Source organism: Brochothrix campestris, from assembly GCF_046058945.1.
Classification (GTDB): Bacteria; Bacillota; Bacilli; order Lactobacillales; family Listeriaceae; genus Brochothrix; species Brochothrix campestris.
Genome location: NZ_CP175511.1, coordinates 2,186,123 through 2,211,596, shown reverse-complemented (window position 1 = coordinate 2,211,596; position 25,474 = coordinate 2,186,123). Strand labels below are relative to the sequence as shown.

The following is a 25,474-nucleotide window of genomic DNA, read 5'->3' as shown; positions in this document are numbered from 1 at the left end:
CCGAAAAGTCAGATATCTTACTGATGAAGTTGAAGGAGGGATTGGTGATGGAGCCTTTAATCGAACTTAAACAGTTAAGCACCTTATTTAATAGCGCAGGTGATTATTATGCCGCTGTTGATGAAGTGTCGTTAAGCATTGGCAACAATGAAACCGTAGCGATTGTCGGCGAATCCGGTTGTGGTAAAAGTGCGTTGGCGTTAGCTATCATGGGGTTGCATGATGAACGGACCACGCGAATTACCGGTGAAATTAGCTTTCAAGGTGAGCCGTTACTGCAACAATCGCTCGCACAATTGAATCGGCTGCGAGGCGATGCCATCAGTTTAGTATTTCAAGACCCACTCACCGCCTTGAATCCATTAATGACAGTCGGCCAGCAAATTGCCGAAAATTTACAGTTGCATACGAAGCTGACTGGAGAAGCGATTAAGCAGCGGGTTTATCAGTTGCTCGAACAAGTCGGACTGCCCCAGCCGCAACGTCTCTATCAACAATATCCCCATGAATTGTCTGGGGGGATGCGCCAACGGGTTGTGATTGCGATAGCGATTGTGAATAACCCGGCGTTAATCATTGCCGATGAGCCGACAACGGCTTTAGATGTAACGATTCAAGCGCAAATTCTCACCTTGCTTCAAACAATTAAGGCGGATTATCAATCCAGTGTGTTGCTCATTACGCATGACTTAGGTGTTGTCGCCGAAATGGCTGATCGGGTCGCGGTGATGTATGCGGGGCAAATCGTAGAATTGGCGACAGTGGATGCTCTCTTTAAAACACCACATCATCCCTATACGCGTTCGTTATTTGCTTCGATGCCGCAGTTCAACACCCCACAGTCACAGTTACGGGTAATTGAAGGGGCGGTGCCGAGTTTAGCCGCCGTTGATCGGCAGGCTTGTCGGTTTGCGCCCCGTATTCCATGGCTGCCAGCGCATGCGCATGAGTCTAATCCGCCACTGCGTGAAGTGTCACCAGGTCACTATGTCCGTTGCACATGCTGGCGCACATTTCACTTTCGAGAAGAGGAGGGTAACGCAGATGTCATTCATACAGCTCAATGAGGTGAAGGTTCATTATCCGATTCGCAGTGGTATGTTGCGACGGGTTACAGGTCAAGTGAAGGCAGTCGATGGTGTGAGTTTGGCAATTGAGGAGGGCAAAACCTACGGCTTAGTGGGCGAATCCGGCTGCGGTAAATCATCAATCGGTCGTGCAATTCTAGGCTTAAATCGTCTGACGAGCGGTAGTATTCATTATGAGGGCACTAATTTAGCGCGCTTAACTGGCACTAATCGTCATCCCCTTCGGCGTGACATTCAGATGATTTTTCAAGATCCTTACAGCTCGCTCAATCCCAAAAAACGGGTGTTGTCGCTCATTGCTGAGCCACTGCGTAATTTTGAAAAACTCACGAAGCAAGCTGAGCAGGAGCGGGTGGCAACAATGCTTGAGCAGGTCGGCTTAAACGCCGATGATCTTTATAAATACCCGCATGAATTTTCGGGCGGTCAACGTCAACGAATCGGGATTGCCCGCTGTCTGATGCTCAATCCTCGTTTTATTGTGGCGGATGAGCCGGTATCAGCCTTAGATGTCTCAGTCCAAGCACAGGTGCTCAATTTTATGAAAGCGATTCAAACACGCTTTGCCTTGACGTATTTATTTATAAGTCATGACCTCGGCATCGTACGTCATATGTGTGATCATATTGGCATTATGTACAATGGCCGTTTAGTCGAGGCTGGCACTGCGGCAGATATTTATCGCAATCCGCAACACATCTATACTCAGCGTTTAATCGCCGCGATTCCTAACAGTAATCCGCGCCAGCGTCACCAGCAACAGATAGTGCGACAGGCTGCTGCTGAACGCTATCAGGCGGAATATCAGCATTTTTTTGATGCCAACGACCAACCGCATGCGTTACAGGCGATTAGTCCAACACATTTTGTAGCGTTGCCGCAGTGAGGAGGAAAGCGTGATGGGGAAGTTTATTGTACGACGGCTGTTCATTATGTTGCCACAGTTAGCGCTATTGAGTGTGTTGATTTTTATTTTGGCCCAATTAATGCCAGGCGATGCGCTCACAAATATTATTGCTGAGACGCCGAATTTAACACCTGAACGGATTGCTGAGCTACGCGCCCAATTAGGGATAGACCTGCCATGGCATTTGCAATATTACCGTTGGATCACCGATGTGTTTCACGGTGAACTGGGAACGTCCTATGGGCATCAAGTGCCGGTAACGCATATTATTGGTGACCGCATTGGCAATAGTTTTTGGCTCGGCGTCCTCAGTCTCATCTTCACGTACCTGATTGCCTTGCCGCTCGGAATTTTAAGCGGGCGTTACCAAGAACGGGCCATCGATAAATTTGTGGTCGGTTACAATTACATCAGCTATGCGATGCCGCTATTTGTGTTTGCCTTGCTGATGCTGTTTGTGTTTGGTTTTAAGGCCGATTTGTTTCCGACGGCGGGGAGTGTCTCGCCCAATGCCTTGCCAGGAACAGGGGCTTATTTTGTCAGTAAACTGCATCATCTGTTCTTGCCAGCATTGACGATTGCGCTGTTACAAACAACGACGACGATTCAATTTTTACGCAATGAAATCATTGATTTGAAACCGAAGGATTTTGTGAAGTTAGCCCGTGCAAAAGGTGTCTCCGAAAAAAACATCTACCAACGGCATATTTTACGCAATGCCTTAATGCCAATATCGGCTTTTTTAGGTCTAGAAATCACCGGTGTAATCGCCGGCAACATCTTTATCGAACAAATCTTTAGTTATCCTGGCATCGGCCAATTGTTTCTGTCATCGATTGCCCAACGCGATTTTCCAGTCGTTACTGCGTTGTTAATGATCGCCGGTATTTTGACCTTAGTTGGGACGCTCCTCAGTGACATTATTATAAGCATGATTGATCCCCGGATTCGGGTGGATTAAAGACGGGAGGAAACGATGACACGTCAGACGAACCAAGTCGAACCTTCGACCTTAAAACTAATTGTGAACGAGTGGCGCTACGATAAATGGGCAATTGCCTCACTCGTCTTTGTGGCCTTATTTTTACTCGTTATTTATGGCTCAAGCATGTGGATTAATCAGGTGAGTTTACAATATGTTGATTTAGCTGCGATTCAAGCAAGTCCAAGTACAACCCATTGGCTCGGAACGGATATGGCAGGGCGTGATGTGTTTGGTCAGTTGATTATAGGCGCCCGCAATTCATTTACGATTGGTTTGAGCATTACGCTCATCGCGGCGTTTATTGGTCTAACATTCGGCTTTTTAGCAGGCTACTTTGGCGGATGGGTCGACAATATCATTATGCGCCTGGTTGATTTTGTCTATATTTTACCGATGCTCATGCTCATTATTGTGGTCGTCACGATTATTCCAAGCTATACGATTTGGACGTTCATCATGGTGATGTCAGGCTTTTTATGGGTTGGTAAAACCCGATTGATTCGAGCGAAGGTCTTGGCCGAAAAACAAGCCGACTACGTCAATGCATCACGAACCTTGGGCACGCCACATTGGAAAATTATCTTTATCCAAATTTTACCGAATGTCAGTTCATTGATTGTGGTCAATCTAACGTTAACATTAGCTGGCAACATTGGCATCGAAACAGGGTTATCTTATTTAGGGTTCGGTCTGCCAAAAAGCACCCCCAGTTTAGGCACACTTGTAAGCAATGCGACCAATCCGACCATCATTCAACATTATTGGTGGATGTGGCTGCCAGCGTGTTTGTTAATTTTAACGTTAATGTTAAGCATTAATTTCATCGGACAATCGATCAAACGAGCGACCGATGCGAAACAACGGCGTGTGATGTAAGCAGTGACATGAGAGACGACGATAAGGAGGAGAAGAACATGAAACGATATCCGCGTTTTTTACTACTCATCTTAACCGTAATAGTGGCACTTGTTGTAGCCGGCTGTAGTTCGACCGATACGGCCAAAAAATCAAAGAAAGTCGATACAAAATTCCCGTTAACAACAAAGGTTGAAGGTGAGGCTGATCCCGACGCCGTTTTAAATGTGGCGTTAGTATCCGATACACCCTTTCAAGGTATTTTAAATCCGAATTTTTACTCGGGTGCACCTGATAGCAATGTGCTCAGCTTTTTTTACCCCTCGTTATTTAGCATTGATGAGGATTTTAACATTACGAATGACGGTGGTGCGAGTGTCGATTACTCCGATGATCACCGTACCATTACGGTCAAGCTACATGATGACTTGAATTGGTCAACCGGAGAACCTGTTACCGCTGATGACTACCTCTTCTCGTTTGAAGTCATTGGCAATAAAGATTACGATGGCGTTCGCTACGACGAGATTTTCGAAAATATTGAAGGGATGACCGCTTATCATGAGGGCAAGGCTGATAAAATTAGCGGGCTCAGAGTGGTTGATAAAAAAACAGCTGAAATTAAATACACGCAAGCCAATCCAGCCGTTAAAACTGGCCTGTGGTCGTATGCGATGCAGCGCAGTGCTTATAAAGATATCCCAGTGAGTAAGATGAGTGCCTCTGATCCGGTTCGTAAAACACCGGTAGGGTATGGTCAATATAAAATTGATTCGATGGTAACTGGTGAATCGGTCAAGTTTTCGCCAAATGAACATTACTTCGGTAAAAAAGCACAGGTTGCGGGTGTGACACTGAGTGTCGCCAGCCCGGACACGATCAATGAAGGGTTAAAACAAGGGAAAATTGATATTGCCCTTGGGTATCCATCGACCCAATATGATCCTAAACATGAAATCGACACGGTTACTTTTCTCGGCAAGGAGGACTTAGCCTACTCTTATTTAGGATTCAAACTCGGTAAGTTTGATCAAAAGAAGGGTGAAAATGTCATGGATCCGAAGGCGAAAATGGCCGATGTGAAACTGCGCCAAGCGATGGCGTATGCGATGAACAATGCCGAAGTCGGTGAGAAAATTTATTTAGGCCTGCGTTGGCCCGCCAATTCAATGATTATTCCGAGTTTCAAGAGTTTTCACGATGCTAACATAAAAGGCTATCCCTATGACCCGAAAAAAGCCAATCAAATTCTCGATGAGGCAGGTTATGAGCAAAAAGAAGGTGAAGCGTATCGACGGACACCAGATGGCAAAGAACTTGTGATTCAGATGGCTGCCATGACGGGTGATAAGCAATCGGAACCACTCAATGATTTTTACATTCAAAACTGGAAAGACATTGGGATTGAGGTCAAATTAACCGATGGGCGTCCGATGGAATTTAACTCCTTTTATGATCGGGTCCAAAAGGATGATAAAGCTATCGATATCTACATGGGGGCTTGGTCAACGGGCACGGATATGAATCCATCCGAATTGTATGGGCGTAAGGCTTCGTTTAACTATCCGCGCTACACGAGTGAGGCTAACGATCGATTGATGGCTGATGGGCAGTCTGAAGCGGCATTTGACCATGATTACCGTAAAAAAGTGTATGATGAATGGCAACAATTAATGATGGATGATGTGCCTGTCGCACCGACGTTATATCGCTACAGTGTTAGCCCGGTTAATAAGCGTGTGAATGGCTATACGATTGAAACGACCGCTTACAACCGGTATGAAGACGTTCAAATTATTAAAGACAAGTAAGGTGCTATCGCAATCAAAAAAACATGCATCGATTCTCATAGTGAAGTATACTGAGTAGTGAGATGAAAATCAGAGAATAGATGGAGGATTTAAATGAATAACAATGATATTTTATTACGCTTGCGTTACGCCTTAGACATGAAGGATATTGATATGGTCGAAATGTTCCGCCTAGGCGGCGTTGAGGTGACATTGCAAGACGTCAAAGACATGTTAACGAAACAACAATATTTATTATCGAGTGAAGATGATGGTAATGTGTACGTTAAATCATGTGATAATGCGCTGATTGATTCATTCTTTAATGGCTTTATTACGTTCAAACGTGGTCCTAAAGACGATCAAGTGTTACCACCCCAGTTAAAAAGCAAAGAAATTCGTCACATTAACAACCTGCTTCTCAAAAAAGTTAAAATTGGCTTAGCGTTAACAAGTGAAGATATGCTTGAAATCTTAGATGATGCCGGCGTGTATTTATCAAAAGGGGAATTAAGTGCTGTCTTGCGTAAAGATGACCACCGTAACTTTAAACAATGTGGCGATAAATTTGCCCGTAACTTCTTAAAAGGTCTCGCTTTTCGGTACCGTAAATAAGTGAAAACCACGTCAGCTGCAACAGCTGACGTGGTTTTTTAAAGGGTTGCGGTAAATGTAATTATCCGCTGTATTAACTTAGCAAAAAAGACATCTTCTAACTGTTGTTCTTGATGAACAAGTGAAAATTGGCGTGTCATTTCGTCAGTTAAAAAGGTGGTTGGGACGGTTAGTCTTGGTAAATAGCGTTCCGAAAGCAGCGTGTTACCCAGTTGAGCATTCGCTAATTTCACGAGTACTTCATTGCTGTTAACAACGGTTGTTCCGCTAGGAGAAATGTTTTGTGTCGCCAAATAACGATTGGTAAAATGATAGAGGCCAGATCCTTGCTCGCGAATCAACCAATGATCGTTTGGAGCACTCACTTTGATCAGTCGGTCATCACAAAGTGGAAGGATGCTTAACTGACTTGAAATGACATCTGATTCGATGAAACCAAGGTCACAGCGTGCGGTTTCCATCAAGGTGATGACGTCGGTTGAATTACAAATCGTGAGTCGAATGTCGCTTTTAGGATATATATCTGATAAATAAGATATTAAATGTGGCATTAGTTCGGTGCCAATCGTTAACGATGCGGCGAAATGAAGCGGTTGCTGTAGTTGTTTCTCATCATGGAGGCCTTGTTTGTTTAGCTCCCATTTAGAGATAAGACTCACTGCTTGTGGATAAAATTGATGAGCCGATTGGCAAGCAGTAATCGCTTGGTTGCTCGTCCGAATAAACAGCTGACACTCGAGTTCATCCTCAAGCTTTTTGATATGCCCAGATACAGTCGGCTGTGTTAAAAAGAGCTGTTCAGCAGCCTTAGTGAAGCTATTGTGTTCATAGACAGCGATGAACGTTGCAATAAGTTTGAACATTGAATCCCTCCCACATTATGAAATTTTATGATGTTCATACAAAAATACGATTTTATTTATGCTTAAGAGTATTGTAACATAGAAGAATAAGAAACAAATCGAAGGGGAGTTTAGCACGTGAAAGTATTTTTTAATAAGCTGCCATTACCAATCGCAGGGGTTGCATTGGCATTAGCGGCCTTAGGTAATTTATTAAAACTGTGGCAGTTACCAGTGGTGGCTAATTGTTTAGCGAGTCTCGCCTCGGTGATTATAGTGTTAATCGTGTTGAAATGTGTCATCAGTTTTGAAGCGGTCAAGGCTGATTTTAAAAACCCATTAGTAGTGGCGGTAACACCGACGTTTACGATGTGTTTATTAATATTAGCAACTTATCTCGTAGCAATTGAAGGGTTGCAAACCTTTGCGCAGCTACTTTGGCTCGGGGCGATTGTGTTACAAGTAGGCTTAATGGTTTATTTTACATATTGGTTCGTCTTTCCATGGCAATTAACAAACGTCTATCCGAGTTGGTTTGTGCTTTATATTGGGATTGGGGTCATCGCTATTACGAGTCCGGCCTTTTACCCAACAATCGGTCACGTTTTTCTCTGGATTGGTCTCGCTTTATATGTTGTACTATTACCACTTGTACTAACACGTGTTTACTTTGCGACGACGATGCCAGAACCAACGATGCCGTTAATCGGTATTATAACAGCGCCTGCGTCGCTCTGTTTAGCTGGCTACCTCACAATCTCAGAAGGCAATCAAAATTGGTTAGCCTACGTTCTACTAGCGTTAGCGCAACTGCTTTATGTGTTTGTCTTAGTGCAACTGCCAAAAATCTTGCGTTTACCGTTTTATCCAAGTTACGCTGCCTTGACGTTTCCTTTTGTAATTTCAGCCACTGCTTGTATGATGAGCTATCATTATTTAGTGACGTATCCATGGCTGAAAAACATTGCAATGATTGAGACTGCAATTGCCTGTGTGATGGTTGGTTACGTATTGGTTCGATATGTGCTGTTTTTAGCGACTGCTGTTAAACGAGTGAAGTAGTTAGTTATTAATCGGAGACAAAAAGGAGCAAACCGATGTGGTTTGCTCCGAGACAGAAGGTAAACGCAGTTCCAATTTCTCCAGTATTTAAAGCCTAAACTTGGGTGACTTCAAAAATAACGCATCGACGGGAAATAGTCGATGCGTTATTTTTTTCAATCACTGCAGTTTAAAAATGCTTTAAAGTACGTTTAATTCATCATTGTATCTGCCAATAAATGATACATTTCAAGGCGTTTTGATTGGGCATAAGGTGGGCATAAAATCATTGCCTCATCAAAGCCATAGGTCTCCTCATCAGCTTCGAGTTTTGCCTTAATCATCGCCGGGGTACCGACGAGGTGAGCCGTCCGATTTTTTAAAATAGCGGCTTTATCTGCCTCAGTTAAGGGGTAAGCTTGGGCTTCTTCGGGTGATAACCGCTGCATCAGTTGCCCGCGCATTAAGTGCAGGCGTGCGATATCAGCTGGGAGTGCTTCGTATTCGGCTTCGGCCAAGGTCGGCGCAATTGTTACCATGTAGCAGACGCTAATTTGTGCCTGTTCCATAAAATAAGAAGGTGTAAACTGTTCACGATACTGTTTGAAAATAGCGGCGTCCATTTGCCCGGTGAAAAACTGCGCGTACGAATAACCGAGGCCCATCCGACCAGCCTCTTTGGCGCTGTTTCCTGTTGAACCGAGCAACCAAGCAGTTGGTAGTGTCACGTTTGTTGGCACTGCGAAGGCATTTTGGTATAGAGGATCACTGCTTGTTTGATCGTTCATAAGGTCGAGTGTCGTTTGGATTTTAGCATATGCACCGTCATAAGCAGGGGCACGACCTTCCGCTAAGGCAAGTGTTGAGTAATGATCGCCTCCAGGTGCACGACCTGCACCAAAATCAATTCGGCCTGGCGAGAGCGCACTGAGTGTCTTAAATGTTTCCGCCATTTTATAGGGCGCATAATGCATTACCATCGTGCCACCGGTACCGACGTGAATGTGTTTCGTCTTAGCTGCAATATGGGCAATTGTAATTTCTGGTGCGGAACTAGCAATCCCGTTATTATTATGGTGCTCAGCTAACCAAATCCGTTCATATCCACGTTCTTCTCCTAAGATGGCTAGTTCAACAGCATTCGTTAAAGCTGTTGCCGCGTCTGTGTTTTTTGGCACAACGGCCTGATCTAAAATACTTAGTTTCATCATAAAACTCCTTTAATATGTGATGAGCACGAGTGCTCTTTGAGTTAACTGTAACAAATTTAGCGCACAAAACACATCTATCGGCTTATGATTCGATTGGATTTATCGCAAAATACTATCAATTATTGAATGCCTCAAGTTACAAAGGCTATTGTAGCAAGATACGGCAATTAGCGAAAAAAAAAGTTGCTCTTCGGTTGTTAAAAAAACTTGTCAATCTAGTCGAAACGTCTATAATAGAAGAATATGTGTTGGAATGAACACCGCAACTAACGAAGATAACGGGGGTAAAGTAAATGAAGAAAATTGGTTTTGATCCACAAAAGTACATCGATGAACAATCAAAATTTATTTTAGAACGTGTCAATGATTACGATAAATTATACCTTGAATTTGGTGGTAAATTGATTGGTGATAAACATGCGATGCGTGTACTCCCAGGCTTTGATGAAGATGCTAAAATTAAACTGTTACAAAAATTGCGCGATAAAGCTGAAATTTTAATGTGTGTCTATGCAGGCGATATTGAACGTAATAAAATCCGTGGTGATTATGGTATTACCTATGATAAAGATATTTTACGTCAAATTGATGAATTCCGTGGTTATGGCCTTGAAGTCAACAGTGTGGTCATTACGCGTTACAGCGGCCAACCCTCGACTAAATTATTCATTAACAAGCTTGAGCGACGTGATATTAAAGTCTACAAACACGCAGCAATCGAAGATTACCCATCGAATATCGATAAAATTGTCAGCGATGAAGGCTTTGGCAAAAACCCTTATATTCCAACGACAAAACCTATCGTTGTAGTAACCGCGCCGGGACCAGGTAGTGGGAAACTAGCGACGTGCTTGAATCAACTGTATCACGAGAGTCACCAAGGTCGCGAAGCCGGTTATTCCAAATTTGAAACATTCCCTGTTTGGAATGTGCCATTAAAACATCCGCTTAATATTGCCTATGAAGCGGCAACGGTTGACTTGAAAGATGTCAACATGATTGACTCCTTCCACTTAGATTATTACGATAAATTGGCCGTTAATTATAACCGTGATGTGGAAACATTCCCTGTTATTAAACGAATGATTGAAAAAATTACGGGTAAAGAAACGGTATATCATTCGCCAACAGATATGGGCGTTAACCGTGTTGGCTTTGGTATTACAGATGATGATGCGATTACAGAAGCGTCGAAACAAGAAATCATCCGCCGTTGTTTTGCGACTGAATGTGATTTTAAAAAGGGCTTGCTTGACGAAGATGCTTTAAATCGCATTAAGTTAATTATGGAAGAAGTTGAGTTAAAGAAAGAAGATCGCTTAGCGGTCACACCAGCCCGTGACTATGCTTTACGTCTGAAAGCACAAAACAATATCTCGGACATGATGCCAGCTGTTATTGCACTTGAACTAAACGATGGCCGCATTGTAACCGGACGTACATCTGATTTAATGGATCCATGTGCAGCAGCGATTTTAAATGCGATTAAAACGTTAGCTAATATTTCAGATGATATTTTATTATTATCACCGGTCATTTTACAAACGATTCAAGACATGAAACGTAATGAGTTACACGATAAGATGACAGCATTGACGGCAAATGAAGTGTTAATTGCCTTATCAATTAGCGCGGTAACAAACCCAACAGCACAACTTGCGTATGAGAAAATTTCTGAATTAACGGATGTTCAAGCACATTCAACAGTCATGTTAAATGATTATGATGAGCAAACATTACGTAAACTCGGCATGGATATTACCTGCGATCCAGTTTATCCGTCAGATAACTTATATTATATTTAACTAATAATAATCGGGGCTTTTTTGGCTCTATGTCAAATAGTGTTGTTATTCAAAATTTAGTAAAATAAGTCATTTTTGCAGCTACCTTTTTTGGTAGCTGCTTTTTTTGTAGTCATTCCTAATGTGAAGGACGCTTTCTGCGGGTGACGGTTCATCCTCCGCGCTTCGCTGTGGGGTATTCAGCTGCCACTTTTCCCGCTAGAGTCGCCTTCACAAACGTCATGACGCTGCACGTTTATTATTGAGGCTCTCGCTTCATATGAATAATTTAAAAAGTAATCTCTGAGATGATGCAATCTTCTAGATGGGAGGATATCAATGATTTCATATTTTTTCGCATCAGTGCAAATAAAACGCATCTGACTATCAGCACTCTTTACCGATTTGAATTCATCCATTGAAAGATGTAGTAGAAGCCTTTGATAGTTCGGTTTGAATTGAGGAGACCATTGGTGTAAAGTACGATTAACAGTAGTTGTTGAAACACTCTGTCTAAAAGCGATATCTTTTTCAGAAGTAATAAACTGTCCTTCGGCAGCTAGTGTTTGGATGACACGTTTGGAGATAAAACAATTTCGTTTTACCATCGAAGTTGAAGCGATAAAGGTTGTTTTACATCCTTTACATAAGAAGCGTTGCTTCTTTAAAAAGAGATAGGTTGGAAGGTTATTGGTTTTAAGGAGTGTGATACGTGATAGTTTAGTTCCGTGTTTAATGAGTTTAACTGTTTTATTATTGAAGCCGCAATTCGCACACCGTGAGGGTGTGTAAGAGAGTGTGCCAAAATAACAAGTGCTTAAAACACCTTTAATTAACTGAGTTAAACACCATGTTTTTGGAAAAGAAATAGTTTCATCTGTAATTCCAGAGGAATTCGCGATATTGTTAAAAGTGATAGCTGACATTGTCGAATCCCCCTTATAAATTTGTTGTGGTGACTTAATATTATAGGGATTTTGAAAATGTTGCTATTTTTTTACGAAAAAATAGGCATCAGTGAAAATTCACCAACACCATAAATTATAGAACCGCTTTTTTGCTAGTCGTTTGAATCAGAAGAAGCTGTTTTTTTCGTATCAGAAGGAAGAACGGCTTCTTCAGTATCCCCAACAACGTCTGACTCATCGTCAGCACGTGTGTTGTCGGCGGTTGGAGTGTAGCCACTGCCATTACTAATGCCAATTGAAACAGTGTAGTCCATCGCCACATAGGCGTTGTAATTACTCATTTCGACGACTGTGCCTCGTTCTTCAGCCGAATCGACACTATGAATCGTATAGTTAATATTGGCGCCGTTAACGGTGTAATCATTGTAGAAGGATTCAGCCAATTCCCCCTCTAAACTACCAAAATAGCTTTTTAAATAAGGCTTACCCGCTGAATAAACGACCGTAATCGCTTTGTCATTCGCCTTATCATCGATGAAAGTACCAGCTTCGAGTGATTGTGAGATTAACGAGCCATAAGGTGCGCTCGTAGAGAAGCGCTTCTTAATATTGGTCGAAATCCCTTCAATCTCAGCCGCTGATTCAAGGGTATAGTCATTGAAGTTTGGTACTTGTAAGGTCGATATTGTCACAGTTACCTGTGATTTTTTGGCGATTTTAGTGCCTTTTTTTAAACTTTGTGAGATAACCGTACCGACTTCAATTGAATCACTGGTGCCATTTTCAAACGTGATTTTGACATCGTTATCTTGACCCCACTGAGTCACTTCATCTTTTGTTTTCTTGCTGAAATCAGGAACATCGATGTTTTTTTCGAATACTTCGACACCTTTAGAATAGTAAAGCAGTAATTGATCTTTGCGCTTGTAGTTCGTTTCAGACACATCATCAGCTAGAAAACGTTGCTTGATAAATTTGTTTTTGGCGATTTTAGCACTGAATTCATCTGTGATCGAAATGTTTTCAGCTTTTTGACTATCAATCCATTGCTGGGCCTCGCTTTTGGTCATTTCTTTAAATTGTGGCAGCTTAATCACTTCATCTGGATTGGGACCAATACTAAGCGTCACCGTTAACACACTGCCTTTTTTAATCTGTGTTTTAACTTTTTTATTTTGTGCTAAGACGATATTTGCGTCAGTTTTAGTGTTGTATTTTTGCTCCGTTTCAATGGTAATATTATTTGTATTCGCCCAGGTGCGAACCTCGCTAATATTCTTATCAACAAAATTGGGTAAAGGCACATGTGTCATACTGAAGTATAACCACCATAATAAACCAATTGTGATAACACAAATAGCAGTAATTATAAGTCGTTTTTTACGCTTCTTCTTTTGATAAGTCGGGTCAATCATCATGTTTTCATTCGGATTGACATCATCTGCTGAAGTAGAGCGTGTGCTTTTAGTCGACCTTGAACCAGTTGAGACCTTAGGCTTATTGGTTTCGTTAGTTTTAACCTTTGCCGTATTGGGAGAAGGTGTCTGTTTAGGTGGGTCACTCTTAGGCGTTTCACCATTGCGTTTTTGGTAATTTTTATTTTCAAAATTAGATAAAAAATCACTCATCTTTGCTAAAAGCCCCCTTGTGCAAATAGTACGTTTCATCAGACAATTCTGCGATTTCTGATGAATGCGTTACAACAATTATACACTTATTATGCTGATGGGCGAGCTCCTTGAAAATCGCTACGATTTCTTGTTCCATTTCTTCATCGAGGTTTCCGGTCGGCTCATCTGCTAAAATAATATCGACATTGGTCGCTAATGCTCGGGCAATCGCAACTCGCTGTTGTTCTCCACCAGATAATTGTGTCACGACACGCGTCGCCTTGTCGCGATTTAAACCGATATAATCAAGGAGATTTAAGGCAACTTCTTGATGGTCGCTGGGAATCTCATTGGTTGTAATTGACATTGGAACAAGCACGTTCTCGACGGCAGTTAAATAAGGAATTAAGTTGTAACTTTGAAAAATAATACTCATATCATTGCGACGATATTGCTCATAGCCGATTGTTTTGATGTTTTCATTGTGATATAAAATATCACCTTTATGAGGGGTATCCAATCCACTAATCAATGATAAAAAAGTTGATTTACCAGAGCCAGACTGGCCAACAATCGTATAAAATTTGCCTTTTTCAAAGGTGAGATTGGTATCTTTTAGTATATAGCGCTGACGATCACCGTCTTGGTAAAAATAATCGACATCTTTGACAGTTAAAATACTCATAGCAGTCACGTCCTTACATCATTATTTTTTTAGGATTGAGTCGTAAAATATAAAGCATGGGTAGAACGGTTGATAAAATCACTGTGACAAGACCAAAGAGATAGAAGAGTGCGATATAAGGGGCATCAATGGTTACCGCATAAGCATCTTTAACCGAATCAAAGTCCACTGTTGAGTTTGTGCTAAAGTGTGAATAGGACATTGAGCCACCGTTCATATCGTCAGTCTTGGCATCATTCGTAATCAATGAAGTCGACACGTTTTTGGCAAGGAGATTACCAGTGAAGAGCGACAATGAAATCGCGATAAAAGCTACGAGTAGCACTTCAATGAAAATTTGACCGATGATTTTAAGTTTCTTTTCACCTAATGACAGGTAAATGCCTAATTCTTTTTTACGATCGCGGATAAATAAAATGATAACGAGCGTCAAAATAATGACCGAGGCTGCAGCAGCTGCCAACAAGATGTATTTTGAAAACTTAGCGACCTTGTTCATCGAGCCAGAAATGGAGTCGTAGTCATCTTGAGCTGAAACAATCGCGTAATCTTTTGGTAAGATGGTTGAAGCGTCGGCAACGAAGTTAGGCATATCCTCAGGTGTTTTTACTACGAAAACAGACTCGTATCCGTCCTCGTTACCGATATTCTTAGTGTATTCTGCCAGTTCAGCTTCGGTCATACCTTCAGCGGAATTTTTATCTTTTTTCATTGCTTCTTTTTGGAAAGCAGTGTTTGCTTTTGAAACGACTTTGTTAGGTAAATAGATGGTGTTAATTTGTTCATTTGCTTGCCATTCTTGTTCAGCTTTTTTATCTGCGCTGAGTTTTTTTGCTGTATCTAGTTTTGTTGGTGTGAAAATACCAATCACCTTGTAAGAATACTCCTTAGAAAAGAGTTCTTTTTCTTTATCATCATCATAAGAAAGGTACACATTGTCTACTAAAAAGTTATCGCCAACAGAGAGGTTGTTGAGCTTAGCGACCTGTGAAGAAACGATGACAACATTAGCACCATTTTTAATTTGGTCATCTGTAAAGGTCGTGCCGCTATCAAGCTTGATTTTGTTTTCTTTCACATCAATTAAAGGGGCATATTGCACACCTCGGATGCTCAAAGAGCTACTATTACCGTATTTTTCATCTTCAGGCGACAGATAAGCTTTCACCTTTTTCGAATTATAGTAATCGGAAATATTATAGTCGTAATATTTAACCGTATCAAGCTGTCCAATTTTAGTAATAACATCTTTTGAAGGCGGTTTTGGATAATCAACTTCCTCATCCTCGGAGGCGTCCATCAATTGTTTCATCTTTTCTTTCGATAAATCAATCGTTGCTTGTGCGCCAAGTTGATTTTTGACGGTTTGTTCAACCTTATTTGTTGCTTGTGAAATCGAAACTGCTCCTGCAATCACGTTCCCTAAAATAAAAACAATCGCAAAAAGCAAGAGTGATTTACCCTTTTTACGAGAAATACTCGTGAGTGCCCGTTTGAAAAAGTTCATCTAAAAACTCCTTTGTTAGTTTATTTTTATACTAAAGTAAGCATGGGGACTGGTTTTAATGTAACCGATTACTAGATAACTGAACTATACCACATAGTACAGCTGGAAGAAACTAATAATCATCTGATGGAATGAGAGTGTAACTGGTCGTGAAGCTAAACTTCATGATAAACTAAGATAAATCAATGAATCAAAGGAGATTATGATGGTAAAGTTATTTCAAAAAGAATTGATTCTCTATGTTTTAATGGGCGGTGTAACAACACTAGTTAATCTTAGTGTTTTTTATTTAATGGATGAGACAACGGTTTTAAATGTATCTTGGAGTGTGACGATAGCGAATGTCTGTGCGTTACTATTTGCCTATGTCAGTAATAAGTATTGGGTGTTTCGTAGTCATAACAAAACACGGCAAGCGACCGTGATTGAAGCAATGTCATTTGTAAGTGTTCGACTCGCATCCCTTTTGATTGATATTGTGGTTACGTTTGGTTGTATCCATTTGGGAATGCCAACACTTGTGGCTAAAATAGCAGCAAATGTTGTCGTTATTGCGGTTAACTATGTTGCAAGTAAATGGTTCGTATTTAAATAAACTAAAAAGAAGTCCTTCAATGATACCATTACTAATGGCTCTATCGAAGGACTTCTTTTTAATTGTCTTAGCGGTTTTCAAAAGAAATGAATTTTGTAGCAACAGCATTAGTGTGCACATCATTTTGACTGATGATTTTTTGAATTGTTTTCCAGTCATGTATTGTCGGAATCGAGTTAATACAGATTGTATGGTTTGATTTGAATGACATATTTGAAATTGTCGTTAAAATGACATCGTATTCTCGGCTTTCTTCGAGTGCTTCAGCTTCTTCAAGTGCTTCGAGTACTTGGCTTTGAACATGAGAACCAAAATGATGGTTAAGAATGTCAATAATAAGGTGTGAATGTTCTTCGTCAAAATCACAAAACACGCCGACTCTAATCGGTTTAATCTGTTCAATGAGATGTTTTGTTAAGTTAGGCCAATGGATCATAATAGTATATAAAAACTCGTTAAAAGAGGCCTCTTTCCATTGATAATCAGAGATAAAAATCAATCGTGGCAGTGCTTCTTTGACTTTATTTACGAAATTGGGATATTCGGTCGTTACATAGTGTAAAAATGATTCCTTCTTATTAAATAGTATGTAATTTAAGCCGCTTGACCAAACAGTGATGTTGAATATTTCAAAGGTGAGCTGCTCGATGTCATCAATTGGGAGGTCTAAGTCATTCGACAAATCAGTTAAAAATGATTCAATATAAGTCACGGTAACGCCAATTGTGTCAGGGTGTGAAAGGACTTTTTGTTTTAAATGAGAGGCATTAAAAACAAAGTCAGGTTTTGAAAACACATATAATATTTCACGCACGGTATCAGGAGTTAAGACAATGCCGAATAAGTGTAAAAATTGATGCTCTATTTCGGTTTGTTCTAACATGTTTGTAATGACCCATTCAAACGAAGGGGTAGCAGTAATATTTGGAAGGGAGTACCCTTGCTGCATCCGAATAATGTTAGATAAGGTCGCTGAACGTAACTGGTTGACATCTGGATAATTCAGCGTGATATCGATTTTTTTTGCGAAGCGTTTGAACACAGCTGTTAAAAAATTCAATTGCTCTGTTGAATAGGGCAAGTTACCACGAGGGTATTTTTCACCATAATAATGTGTGATGAAATTACGAATGGCTAATTCATCACCGCATAGGTTATAAGGCTTAGTTGAGATGTAAATGGAATGTTCAGCTAATATGACATTGACACGGTTAATTAAACGCTTAAGACTAGAGTCACTGATGTATAACGTCTCATAAATATCAGATTCACTAACATCTTTGGCTGAAAAAAGCATTTCTAATAATCTAAACTCGATACTTTCTTGCAGAAAAACGGTATAAATATAGTCAATCGAATAATTAACGGGGTACTCGATGCGTACACCATTTTTACGTGACGTATCAATGGAAAACGGTGCAAATAGTAAGTTGAGATCAGTGATGTCGTTTTTCAAAATACGCTCTGAACAGCCGATTTTTTGTGAGATTGAAGCTAGAGTAATCCAATCATCGTTGTCAATTAATGTTTCGATGAAAAGTAGTTGACGCTGACGTGCCGGTGCTAGTATTCGTCTCAAATGAGCCACTCCTTACATTACTTATAATAATACAAGGATACAGTTTTTCTATTACTAAAGTCAACTATCTTTTAGTTAGATAGTTGACTTGTTAGTTTTTTTAATACTCAGATTTGTGAACCCAGCTAATACAGTAAGCAAGGGACAGAGCAAACAGAAAAAAGCATAGGGTAAATACTCAATCGTTGCAACGCCTAAGGTCGAAGCCATAAATACACCGCTGACACTCCACGGAACAAGTGAATTGACCACGGCACCGGAATCTTCGAGTACACGAGAAAGTGCTAATGGATGAAGACCAGCCTTCTCATAAGTTGATTTAAAGGCGTTTCCAGGTAAAATAATTGCTAAATATTGTTCGCCAATTAGTAAATTGATGCCGATACAACTAAGGGCGGTTGTTAAAATTAACTGCCCAGTAGTTGTTAGTTGTCGAATTAAGGCGTCCATTAGTGTTTTTATAATACCGAGTTCAACGAGCAACCCACCTAAGGCTAAAGCTAAAATAATTAATGAAATTGACCACATCATACTTTGGATGCCACCGTGGGTAAGAAGAGAATTAAGCAGTTCGTTGTTTGTTCGTGCGACATAGCCATCTTGAATAATGGCAGCAACGGATTGAACGGAATGTTTTTGGGTCAGTAGCAGGATGATGACCCCAACGCCAATCGATAAAAAAAGTGTGGGGATTGCCGGTAACTTCAATTGAGCACATAAGAAGATGAGGAGAAGTGGCAGTAAAACCCACCAATTAATCGAGAAATTGGCAGCCAATGCTGTTGAAATTGTTGTGATTTGATCGAACGAAGTGGCCGTTTTGGTTAAGCCGAGCAAACAAAAGCCGATTAAGGCGATAAAAAAAGCTGGAATGGTCGTCCACATCAGATTACGGATATGTAAAAATAAATCAACTTCTGCAATGGCAGCTGCTAAATTGGTGCTATCGGATAAAGGAGACATTTTGTCACCAAAGACAGCGCCTGAAATAACAGCCCCAGCAATAATCGCAGGTGAAAAGCCCATCGACAAGCCAATTCCTAAGAAGGCAATCCCAACGGTTGACACAACAGTGAAAGCACTGCCGACTGCTACACCAACGATGGCACTAATCACAAACACTGAGGGGATAAACAACTGCGGATTGATAAGATGAAAGCCATAAAACATCATGGATGGAATTATGCCAGCAGCAATCCAAACGCCAATCAAGGCACCGATGAGAATGAAAATAATCATCGGAATGAGTCCAGTCGCAATCCCGTTAGTAATCCCGGTATGGATTTTTTGCCAAGCGACACGATGTACTTTTGCCCAAATGAGCAACAGGCCGATACAAACGAGGATAGGTACTTGTGGCGCAAGGTGGTATTTAATAACACTAACACCTAAAATAATGAGAATGAGGCTGAGTAATAATAACGCCTCGATAATAGCAGAACGATGTTTCATAAATAAAAGCTCCTTAACCAACACGCTTTAACGCGTTAAATGATGAGTCTAAGGTTAACATTTCTGTTGTGAGAAGTCAATTGTATTGAGGTGTTATTAGACTTTAACAGCTGTTCTATAGTGCGTAAAAGTGTTCTATATTAGCATTGTAAGCGCTTTAGTATGTGATATGATTTAATTATCAAAACTAAGGAGGATTTACCAATGAAAAAAATGGCAGGTTTACTGGTTGTTGCATTATTATTAATGACTGTTTTAGTAGCGTGTGGGAATGAGAGTTCTTCAAAAGAATCAGATAAAAAAGAAGATAAAACACTAGTTGTCTATTCACCAAACAGTGAAAATATTGTTAATACATTGATACCGATGTTCGAAGACGAAACAGGTATTAAGGTCGAACTAGTATCTGCAGGCACTGGTGAATTACTCAAGCGAATTTCATCTGAAAAGGATAAACCTTATGCAGATGTCATGTTTGGCGGACTGAACAAATCAAAATTGACCGATGAAAACCTCTTTGAGAAATATACATCTAAAAACGAAGCTCTCTATCACAATTAGGGTGGAACGTGAAGGGAATCACTGTTTATTAACCGTTATCGATGATGGTGGCGGTATTGACAGTGAACGTTTAAAAGACATTCAATTGAGGTTTGAAGCTACGGAAAACAAATCGAATAGCGTGGGGCTCTATAATACCCATCGACGTATTTATTTGATGTTCGGTGCAGCTTATGGACTAACGATTAAGTCGGAACGAGGTAAAGGGACCTGTGTTCAATTAAGACTGCCACTAATAGGGGGTGATGAGGGTGTTGAAAGTATTGCTGGTCGATGATGAAGATATCATTAGAGAAGGACTAAAGATGAGTGTTAATTGGCAAAAAGCAGGATGTGTCATCTGTGGAGAGGCAAGTGATGGTCACAGTGCTGTTCAACAGATTGAAGCTATAAAACCGGACATTGTTTTGCTTGATATCAACATGCCTTTGATGAGTGGGTTGGATGTCTTAAAGTATTTTGAAGGGAAAGCATTTGTGTTCTTAACGATTATTATATCAGGCTATAATGATTTTAATAAGGCGAAACAGGCGATAAGATACGGTGTCACTGACTATTTATTGAAGCCGTTAAATCACGATGAATTAGAGGACGTGCTGACGCGTTGTAAAGATAGACGGACAGTTCAAAAACAATACGAATTGTTTAATCAAAAAATACAAGAAGTGAGCCACCGTGAATTATTTGTCTTTAATCAAACAGAAAAAACCACGATAAGTTCAAAAAGTGTACAAGCATTACTCACCTTAATTGAAGAACATTATGCAGAGAAAATCACCGTCACCGATGTTGCGGAACAGGTAAATCGTAGCAAGACACATTTGAATAAGCGGTTTAAAGCGCTGACAGGCTACACGTTTAATGATTATTTGAATCGTTATCGTATTGCTCAGGCCATTATTCGGTTAGAAAAAGGTGAAGACAAAATTAGCACGATAGCGTTAGATGTGGGGTTTAATAACTATCGTTATTTTATTGATATTTTTAAAAAGTATACACATCTGTTACCAAGTGAGTTTGTACAATATTCAAAAACACCACGTTAATTTGCTCTGACAGTTAAATAACGTGGTGATAGAGTGAATTTAAGACTGTGTTCTAAGAAAAGGCGTTCACGTGTATCATCAATTTGTGAAAATTTGTAATAACAGTCGTTTTTCAGATAGATGTGTGCTTGTTCAATACTACGAATAGCCGTGAGATGCGGATCATTAACCAGTGCCTTTTCTAACTTCGAAGTAGTTATGTTTGTTATGCTGACATAGCTTGTAAGATGATTTTTTAGGTTATCAGTTTGATTAATATAAATAATCTGTTTCGAGGCCCCTTTATCCTTTGAGCTTGCGATACAATAGACACCTGGTCGTGTAGTGATGTGGTTATCATCAATTGAGTCGAATGAATACCAAGGTTGTTCAGTAAGTGCTTCTTTTTGTGCTGTTAATTGTTTAAATGAAGGCAAATAAAACACATCCTTTGTCATGATTTAACTATCTCTTTTAATCATATCCGATTACGATAGTGGAAACAATTATTTAAACGTATCAATCATCGAGCTATTGATGCTTGCTTGCGTTTATTAAATTGTTTATAATAATAATTAAGTAGTGATTATAAGTAACTATACAGGAGGTACGAATGAGTAATTTACCCAATTGTCCAGAGTGTAACTCTGAATACACGTATGAGGATCGTGGAAATTTTATTTGCCCCGAATGCGCCCACGAGTGGACATTAGCAACTAACAGTCCATTAGAAGAAGAAGGCTTAATTGTAAAAGATATTAACGGGAACCAACTAACAGATGGTGATTCTGTCACAGTGATGAAAAACCTTAAAGTAAAAGGAGCTCAGTCTGATTTGAAAATGGGAACGAAAGTGAAAAATATTCGCCTTGTTGAAGGAGACCATAATATTGATTGTAAAATTGATGGTTTCGGCCCGATGAAATTAAAATCTGAGTTCGTAAAGAAAAATTAAATAGTACATTTCAAAAGAGGCATGTATCGCCCCTGGAAAGTTAAACTCAAAAAGCTAACTTTTTGGGGGGTGCTTCTTTTTATGATGTAGTTATAACTGGAGAAGGGGTTATCAAAAAATGCCCATCAAAAGGTTTTTTTTGATAACACACATCCTCAAAAAGATAGTATACTTAGGCTATAATTATTTCCCTAAAATAATTATCCCTAGAAATATCCCTTATCCCATGAGAGCGCTAATCCCCTTTAGCGTTCTCTTTTTTTTGAAGAAAAAGTCTATCAAAAAAAGCCGTAAGGGCGTCATTTTTTGATAGGCAAGTTATGCCAATCAAGGTGTATACTATCAATATAGTTATTTCCCTAAAATAATTATATCCCTAGAAATATCCCTTATCCCATGAGAGTACTAATCCCCTTTAGTATTCTCTTTTTTTATGTCTAATTATAGGAGAGGTAATAAATGATGTTTAAAATTTATAATTATATCGCTTTAATTTGTCTTGTTGGTGGTGTGTGTTTGTGGCTGCCCTTTTTTTTCAATGCAACTTCAAATCCAGCCGTTGTATTTACACCCATTATTGGTGTTATAGGTGTCCTTTTTGCACTACCTACAAAAAAACAATTGCTCATTTTAGGTAATATATTAGTAATGGTAAGTTTTTTTATGATGATGCTGGTTGGCTATATAATTGAAGCTATTTGGTCACTTTCTTGACTAAAAAAGACCTTGCAACGGCAAGGTCTAGATTGTCGAAAAGTTTAATTGATTTTGAAGTAATAAGTCAACCGACTTTGGTTACGAGATAAGCGGCGCTGTAGCGAGCTGATGTAACCGCTTTTCACTACAAGAAATATTTCGAAGCAAGATAGTTTGGTCTGTCATTGAATGACTGCAACGCTTGTTGGATTTCTAACAGATTTTTTGGTGATGGTAGTGGATCGATACAAATCACAGGCATCTCTAAGAAGTTCAAGGATGAAATAGTAGTGATTAACAAAGAAATATCGGGTATATCACTAATATCTTGAATATGGACGAACTGTAAATGTTTACCGAAATAGTAATGTAGAATGCCTTCGACAAAACGAGAATGTGCATTGTCGAAGTCAGAATACAATCCGACAGTTAGAGGCGGTAAAGCCTTTTCTAGCAGGGTAATGAAATTCTCCCAATGAATCAATAAGGTATAAAGAATTTCATTAACGGCATAGTCTTTATAATAGAAATCTTGAGCACTTGATAATTTTGAAAGTTCCTGTTGAACACTTGCAACAAAAAAGGGATAAACTTCACGAATACGTTTAGCAAAAAGTGCTTTACGATTGTAGATAATGTAGTTAGGTCCGACCAGAAGATAATGTTTATTGTAGAGTTGCAAAGCGACTTCATCAATATTAGTTAATGGAATGTGGGTGTTCTCAGACAAGTTTGTCAAAAAAGTATAGATGTTTCGAGCAAGTAGATTGTCTGTAGTTGTTTGCTTAAGATGTGTTTTTAACGCAGAAGTATTGCTGAAGTAGTTAATGTCAGCAAAAATAACAAGTAACTCCATTAAAATAGTAGGCGTGAATTCGCAGTCTAGTAAGAAAGTGAAGGCTATTTGTAGTTGTTCATTTTGATAGAGTTGTTTGACTTCTTGAGGCACCTCATTGCTTTCAAGTGTAAGATGGTGACCGTTATTAATACGAATGATTGAGGCCATGAACCAATATCGAAGACGTAAGCGGTCTTGCATCGCAGGTGTTTCATTGACAGTTTCGCACATCATTTCGTATAAGTAATCGACGGTTTGAATTTGATGAGTCGTAAAAGGTGAGTTGTAAGCACCGTATTTTTCAAGTAAAAACTGCGACAGTAAATTACGAATGTTCAGTTCATTTCCGCCGATATAGCATGGTTGAGTATGGATTTTAATATCACGTTCTAATAGGAGTTTATTATTTTTATTAATGATGCGGTTGAGTGTTGAGGGACTTGTGTAAAGTGTGTTCGCTAAATCTATGATATCGAATGACTCGTCAAGAAGAATCTTTTCGAGCACAGTAAACTCGATGCTATCGGTCAATATTTGTTGAAACACAAATTCGAGCGAATAGTTGGTCGGATATTCAAGTTTAACCCCTTTTTTTTGTGAAGTTACAATTGAAAAGGGCATATAGGTTTCGTTAATGTGGCTAATATCGACACGAAGAACACGCTCTGAACAGTCAATATCGGTCGCGATTTGTTTTAAGGTTAGCCAATCCTTCGTATTATAGAGCAGCTCCATAAATTTAAGGCGACGTAAGGAATTATTATTTAAGAGTGTGCGCATAAGAAACGTCCTTTCAGTAATAATGGGATTTTACGGTTATTTCTTCCTATTATAATGAAAAAACGGTGAGATATCCAATTGTTAGCTGTTTTATATGCATGAAAAGGCTTTATTTTTTAATTGACAAAAAAAACGGTGATGTATAGAATGATTGTTATGCCATTAACGGTTTTTACTAGAGAAGAAAGGACGGTGTATATATGAAAATAATGAAGAAAATCAATAATAATTTTGCAATGGCGCTCGATGATAACGGTGTAGAACTCATTGTTACGGGCAAAGGGATTGGCTTTCCGAAGACGCCTTATGAATTAACAGACCTTAACATAATTGAAAAAAAATATAGTGTTCCACAAAATACATCAGTCGATCTCTTACAACGTTATTCGGCTGAAGTGATAGAATACACACACGCAGTTGTTAAAATGGGTGAACAAATTCTAAATAAAACGTTAAATATGTCGGTTTTTGTCACGTTGGCAGATCATATCGATTTTGCTTTGCAACGATTTGAGGCAGAAATGGATATAAAAAACCCGTTAAACTGGGAAATTAAACATTTTTTTCCAATCCACTATGAAATTGGTATCCAGGCAATTACCTACTTGAGTAAAGAGACGGGGCGTAAAATACCGAAGGATGAGGCGAGTTCAATTGCGTTGCATTTTATTAATGATGAAATCGGTCGCTCTGATTTTCATGAAACAACATCAGTCATGAAAATATTAACAAATATCTTAAATATTGTGCAGTATCATTTTAATGTTGAATTTGACGAAGAGTCATTTATGTATCAACGGTTTATAACGCATTTGAAGTTTTTTGTGATCCGACACTTAGGCAATGAAGTGATTGAAGGTAAAGTCGATGAAATGTACGGATTGATGAAGGAACGCTATGTTGCTGAAGACCAATGCATTCATAAAATTGAGCAATACTTAGGTGAAATGTACGGTTGGACTTTAAGTGAAGATGAAAAACTTTATTTAATTATTCATATAAATCGAAATGTCTCTTGATTTACCCCCTTTTTTTTGTTATTATTACGAAGTAAAAGAAACCGGTACCATGAGAAATCGGTTTCATATAGATAATGGCTTGTTACTGATTCGATCAGGCATAACCAAAGTACTCCTAGACTTATTGTCGGGTGTCTTTGGTTATT

At 39.6% G+C, this 25,474-nt stretch carries 25 protein-coding genes; 15 read left to right on the top strand and 10 right to left on the bottom strand.

What is annotated here, in order from left to right:
* Positions 1-47 precede the first annotated feature (47 nt).
* From ACJYYY_RS10900 to ACJYYY_RS10875, 6 genes are all read left to right on the top strand, one after another.
* Entirely contained in the window at positions 48-1,067 is a 1,020-nt protein-coding gene (locus ACJYYY_RS10900; protein WP_035314616.1) for an ABC transporter ATP-binding protein, read from the top strand.
* Positions 1,045-1,974: an ABC transporter ATP-binding protein gene (locus ACJYYY_RS10895; protein ID WP_035314615.1), complete on the top strand. Its 930-nt coding sequence runs from the start codon at positions 1,045-1,047 to the stop codon at positions 1,972-1,974. Before ACJYYY_RS10900 ends, ACJYYY_RS10895 begins: the two co-directional genes overlap by 23 nt.
* A 13-nt stretch (positions 1,975-1,987) precedes the next feature.
* Positions 1,988-2,956, top strand: coding sequence for an ABC transporter permease (locus ACJYYY_RS10890; protein WP_035314614.1), 969 nt, complete (start codon positions 1,988-1,990; stop codon positions 2,954-2,956).
* Positions 2,957-2,971: 15 nt separating this feature from the next.
* Positions 2,972-3,856 (top strand): ABC transporter permease, encoded by an 885-nt coding sequence (locus ACJYYY_RS10885; protein WP_035314613.1) that lies wholly within the window; start codon positions 2,972-2,974, stop codon positions 3,854-3,856.
* Positions 3,857-3,894: 38 nt separating this feature from the next.
* Positions 3,895-5,646: an oligopeptide ABC transporter substrate-binding protein gene (locus tag ACJYYY_RS10880; RefSeq protein ID WP_408868939.1), complete on the top strand. Its 1,752-nt coding sequence runs from the start codon at positions 3,895-3,897 to the stop codon at positions 5,644-5,646.
* Between the two features lie 93 nt (positions 5,647-5,739).
* Positions 5,740-6,240 carry a DUF1456 family protein gene (locus ACJYYY_RS10875; RefSeq protein WP_035314612.1) on the top strand — a complete coding sequence of 167 codons (501 nt, stop codon included), beginning with the start codon at positions 5,740-5,742 and terminating at the stop codon, positions 6,238-6,240.
* A 38-nt stretch (positions 6,241-6,278) separates the two neighbouring features.
* Here the strand turns inward: ACJYYY_RS10875 and ACJYYY_RS10870 are convergent, their stop codons facing one another.
* Positions 6,279-7,103: a LysR family transcriptional regulator gene (locus ACJYYY_RS10870; protein WP_035314611.1), complete on the bottom strand. Its 825-nt coding sequence runs from the start codon at positions 7,101-7,103 to the stop codon at positions 6,279-6,281.
* Positions 7,104-7,220: 117 nt separating this feature from the next.
* Here ACJYYY_RS10870 and ACJYYY_RS10865 point away from each other — a divergent pair, with 117 nt between their 5' ends.
* Positions 7,221-8,144, top strand: coding sequence for a TDT family transporter (locus ACJYYY_RS10865; protein ID WP_035314610.1), 924 nt, complete (start codon positions 7,221-7,223; stop codon positions 8,142-8,144).
* 191 nt (positions 8,145-8,335) lie between these two features.
* Here the strand turns inward: ACJYYY_RS10865 and ACJYYY_RS10860 are convergent, their stop codons facing one another.
* The gene (locus tag ACJYYY_RS10860) at positions 8,336-9,331 is read right to left on the bottom strand and encodes an LLM class flavin-dependent oxidoreductase (RefSeq protein WP_408868938.1); all 996 of its coding nucleotides are present in this window, start codon (positions 9,329-9,331) and stop codon (positions 8,336-8,338) included.
* Positions 9,332-9,627: 296 nt separating this feature from the next.
* On the opposite strand from ACJYYY_RS10860, the gene ACJYYY_RS10855 reads away from it, so the two are divergent.
* Positions 9,628-11,139, top strand: a complete 1,512-nt coding sequence (locus ACJYYY_RS10855; protein ID WP_035314609.1) for a DUF1846 domain-containing protein — start codon at positions 9,628-9,630, stop codon at positions 11,137-11,139.
* Positions 11,140-11,318: 179 nt separating this feature from the next.
* Here the strand turns inward: ACJYYY_RS10855 and ACJYYY_RS10850 are convergent, their stop codons facing one another.
* The 4 genes from ACJYYY_RS10850 to ACJYYY_RS10835 form a co-directional block, all read right to left on the bottom strand.
* Positions 11,319-12,044, bottom strand: a complete 726-nt coding sequence (locus ACJYYY_RS10850) for a transposase family protein (protein ID WP_408868937.1) — start codon at positions 12,042-12,044, stop codon at positions 11,319-11,321.
* Between the two features lie 134 nt (positions 12,045-12,178).
* Positions 12,179-13,654: a PASTA domain-containing protein gene (locus tag ACJYYY_RS10845; protein WP_408868936.1), complete on the bottom strand. Its 1,476-nt coding sequence runs from the start codon at positions 13,652-13,654 to the stop codon at positions 12,179-12,181.
* The gene (locus ACJYYY_RS10840; protein WP_035315138.1) at positions 13,647-14,321 is read right to left on the bottom strand and encodes an ABC transporter ATP-binding protein; all 675 of its coding nucleotides are present in this window, start codon (positions 14,319-14,321) and stop codon (positions 13,647-13,649) included. Before ACJYYY_RS10840 ends, ACJYYY_RS10845 begins: the two co-directional genes overlap by 8 nt.
* 13 nt (positions 14,322-14,334) lie before the next feature.
* On the bottom strand, positions 14,335-15,828 hold the full coding sequence (locus tag ACJYYY_RS10835) for an ABC transporter permease (RefSeq protein WP_035315137.1): 1,494 nt from the start codon (positions 15,826-15,828) through the stop codon (positions 14,335-14,337).
* 205 nt (positions 15,829-16,033) lie between these two features.
* Between ACJYYY_RS10835 and ACJYYY_RS10830 the strand changes: the two genes are divergently transcribed.
* Positions 16,034-16,423: a GtrA family protein gene (locus ACJYYY_RS10830; protein WP_035315136.1), complete on the top strand. Its 390-nt coding sequence runs from the start codon at positions 16,034-16,036 to the stop codon at positions 16,421-16,423.
* A gap of 67 nt (positions 16,424-16,490) precedes the next feature.
* Here ACJYYY_RS10830 and ACJYYY_RS10825 read toward each other — a convergent pair whose 3' ends face one another.
* Complete coding sequence (locus ACJYYY_RS10825) at positions 16,491-18,002, bottom strand: helix-turn-helix domain-containing protein (RefSeq protein WP_408868935.1); 1,512 nt, start codon at positions 18,000-18,002, stop codon at positions 16,491-16,493.
* Between the two features lie 75 nt (positions 18,003-18,077).
* Positions 18,078-19,454, bottom strand: a complete 1,377-nt coding sequence (nhaC, locus tag ACJYYY_RS10820) for a Na+/H+ antiporter NhaC (RefSeq protein WP_035315134.1) — start codon at positions 19,452-19,454, stop codon at positions 18,078-18,080.
* Between the two features lie 204 nt (positions 19,455-19,658).
* Between nhaC and ACJYYY_RS10815 the strand changes: the two genes are divergently transcribed.
* The 3 genes from ACJYYY_RS10815 to ACJYYY_RS10805 are packed head-to-tail and all read left to right on the top strand — an operon-like array spanning position 19,659 to position 21,061.
* Complete coding sequence (locus ACJYYY_RS10815) at positions 19,659-20,015, top strand: hypothetical protein (protein ID WP_035315133.1); 357 nt, start codon at positions 19,659-19,661, stop codon at positions 20,013-20,015.
* A gap of 1 nt (position 20,016) precedes the next feature.
* A complete protein-coding gene (locus tag ACJYYY_RS10810) occupies positions 20,017-20,292 on the top strand; it encodes a sensor histidine kinase (protein ID WP_035315131.1) in 276 nt (91 codons plus the stop codon).
* Positions 20,267-21,061 carry a response regulator gene (locus tag ACJYYY_RS10805; RefSeq protein ID WP_035315129.1) on the top strand — a complete coding sequence of 265 codons (795 nt, stop codon included), beginning with the start codon at positions 20,267-20,269 and terminating at the stop codon, positions 21,059-21,061. Before ACJYYY_RS10810 ends, ACJYYY_RS10805 begins: the two co-directional genes overlap by 26 nt.
* Here ACJYYY_RS10805 and ACJYYY_RS10800 read toward each other — a convergent pair.
* Positions 21,058-21,498, bottom strand: coding sequence for a hypothetical protein (locus ACJYYY_RS10800; RefSeq protein ID WP_035315127.1), 441 nt, complete (start codon positions 21,496-21,498; stop codon positions 21,058-21,060). The two genes, ACJYYY_RS10805 and ACJYYY_RS10800, sit on opposite strands and share 4 nt — an antisense overlap.
* Positions 21,499-21,653: 155 nt before the next feature.
* Here ACJYYY_RS10800 and ACJYYY_RS10795 point away from each other — a divergent pair, with 155 nt between their 5' ends.
* Positions 21,654-21,995, top strand: a complete 342-nt coding sequence (locus ACJYYY_RS10795) for a zinc ribbon domain-containing protein YjdM (protein WP_035315125.1) — start codon at positions 21,654-21,656, stop codon at positions 21,993-21,995.
* A 459-nt stretch (positions 21,996-22,454) separates the two neighbouring features.
* Complete coding sequence (locus tag ACJYYY_RS10790; RefSeq protein WP_408868934.1) at positions 22,455-22,709, top strand: hypothetical protein; 255 nt, start codon at positions 22,455-22,457, stop codon at positions 22,707-22,709.
* A gap of 127 nt (positions 22,710-22,836) precedes the next feature.
* On the opposite strand, the gene ACJYYY_RS10785 is transcribed toward ACJYYY_RS10790, so the two are convergent.
* Complete coding sequence (locus ACJYYY_RS10785) at positions 22,837-24,309, bottom strand: helix-turn-helix domain-containing protein (protein WP_051457006.1); 1,473 nt, start codon at positions 24,307-24,309, stop codon at positions 22,837-22,839.
* Between the two features lie 200 nt (positions 24,310-24,509).
* Here ACJYYY_RS10785 and ACJYYY_RS10780 point away from each other — a divergent pair, with 200 nt between their 5' ends.
* The gene (locus ACJYYY_RS10780) at positions 24,510-25,328 is read left to right on the top strand and encodes a PRD domain-containing protein (RefSeq protein ID WP_035315123.1); all 819 of its coding nucleotides are present in this window, start codon (positions 24,510-24,512) and stop codon (positions 25,326-25,328) included.
* Positions 25,329-25,474 lie beyond the last annotated feature (146 nt).

Bases quoted from the DNA above. Each gene is read 5' to 3' on its own strand.
- ACJYYY_RS10900 (WP_035314616.1), top strand. From the start codon at position 48: ATGGAGCCTTTAATCGAACTTAAACAGTTAAGCACCTTATTTAATAGC.
- ACJYYY_RS10895 (WP_035314615.1), top strand. From the start codon at position 1,045: ATGTCATTCATACAGCTCAATGAGGTGAAGGTTCATTATCCGATTCGC.
- ACJYYY_RS10890 (WP_035314614.1), top strand. From the start codon at position 1,988: ATGGGGAAGTTTATTGTACGACGGCTGTTCATTATGTTGCCACAGTTA.
- ACJYYY_RS10885 (WP_035314613.1), top strand. From the start codon at position 2,972: ATGACACGTCAGACGAACCAAGTCGAACCTTCGACCTTAAAACTAATT.
- ACJYYY_RS10880 (WP_408868939.1), top strand. From the start codon at position 3,895: ATGAAACGATATCCGCGTTTTTTACTACTCATCTTAACCGTAATAGTG.
- ACJYYY_RS10875 (WP_035314612.1), top strand. From the start codon at position 5,740: ATGAATAACAATGATATTTTATTACGCTTGCGTTACGCCTTAGACATG.
- ACJYYY_RS10870 (WP_035314611.1), bottom strand. From the start codon at position 7,103: ATGTTCAAACTTATTGCAACGTTCATCGCTGTCTATGAACACAATAGC.
- ACJYYY_RS10860 (WP_408868938.1), bottom strand. From the start codon at position 9,331: ATGAAACTAAGTATTTTAGATCAGGCCGTTGTGCCAAAAAACACAGAC.
- ACJYYY_RS10855 (WP_035314609.1), top strand. From the start codon at position 9,628: ATGAAGAAAATTGGTTTTGATCCACAAAAGTACATCGATGAACAATCA.
- ACJYYY_RS10850 (WP_408868937.1), bottom strand. From the start codon at position 12,044: ATGTCAGCTATCACTTTTAACAATATCGCGAATTCCTCTGGAATTACA.
- ACJYYY_RS10845 (WP_408868936.1), bottom strand. From the start codon at position 13,654: ATGAGTGATTTTTTATCTAATTTTGAAAATAAAAATTACCAAAAACGC.
- ACJYYY_RS10840 (WP_035315138.1), bottom strand. From the start codon at position 14,321: ATGAGTATTTTAACTGTCAAAGATGTCGATTATTTTTACCAAGACGGT.
- ACJYYY_RS10835 (WP_035315137.1), bottom strand. From the start codon at position 15,828: ATGAACTTTTTCAAACGGGCACTCACGAGTATTTCTCGTAAAAAGGGT.
- ACJYYY_RS10830 (WP_035315136.1), top strand. From the start codon at position 16,034: ATGGTAAAGTTATTTCAAAAAGAATTGATTCTCTATGTTTTAATGGGC.
- nhaC (WP_035315134.1), bottom strand. From the start codon at position 19,454: ATGAAACATCGTTCTGCTATTATCGAGGCGTTATTATTACTCAGCCTC.
- ACJYYY_RS10815 (WP_035315133.1), top strand. From the start codon at position 19,659: ATGAAAAAAATGGCAGGTTTACTGGTTGTTGCATTATTATTAATGACT.
- ACJYYY_RS10800 (WP_035315127.1), bottom strand. From the start codon at position 21,498: ATGACAAAGGATGTGTTTTATTTGCCTTCATTTAAACAATTAACAGCA.
- ACJYYY_RS10795 (WP_035315125.1), top strand. From the start codon at position 21,654: ATGAGTAATTTACCCAATTGTCCAGAGTGTAACTCTGAATACACGTAT.
- ACJYYY_RS10790 (WP_408868934.1), top strand. From the start codon at position 22,455: ATGATGTTTAAAATTTATAATTATATCGCTTTAATTTGTCTTGTTGGT.
- ACJYYY_RS10785 (WP_051457006.1), bottom strand. From the start codon at position 24,309: ATGCGCACACTCTTAAATAATAATTCCTTACGTCGCCTTAAATTTATG.
- ACJYYY_RS10780 (WP_035315123.1), top strand. From the start codon at position 24,510: ATGAAAATAATGAAGAAAATCAATAATAATTTTGCAATGGCGCTCGAT.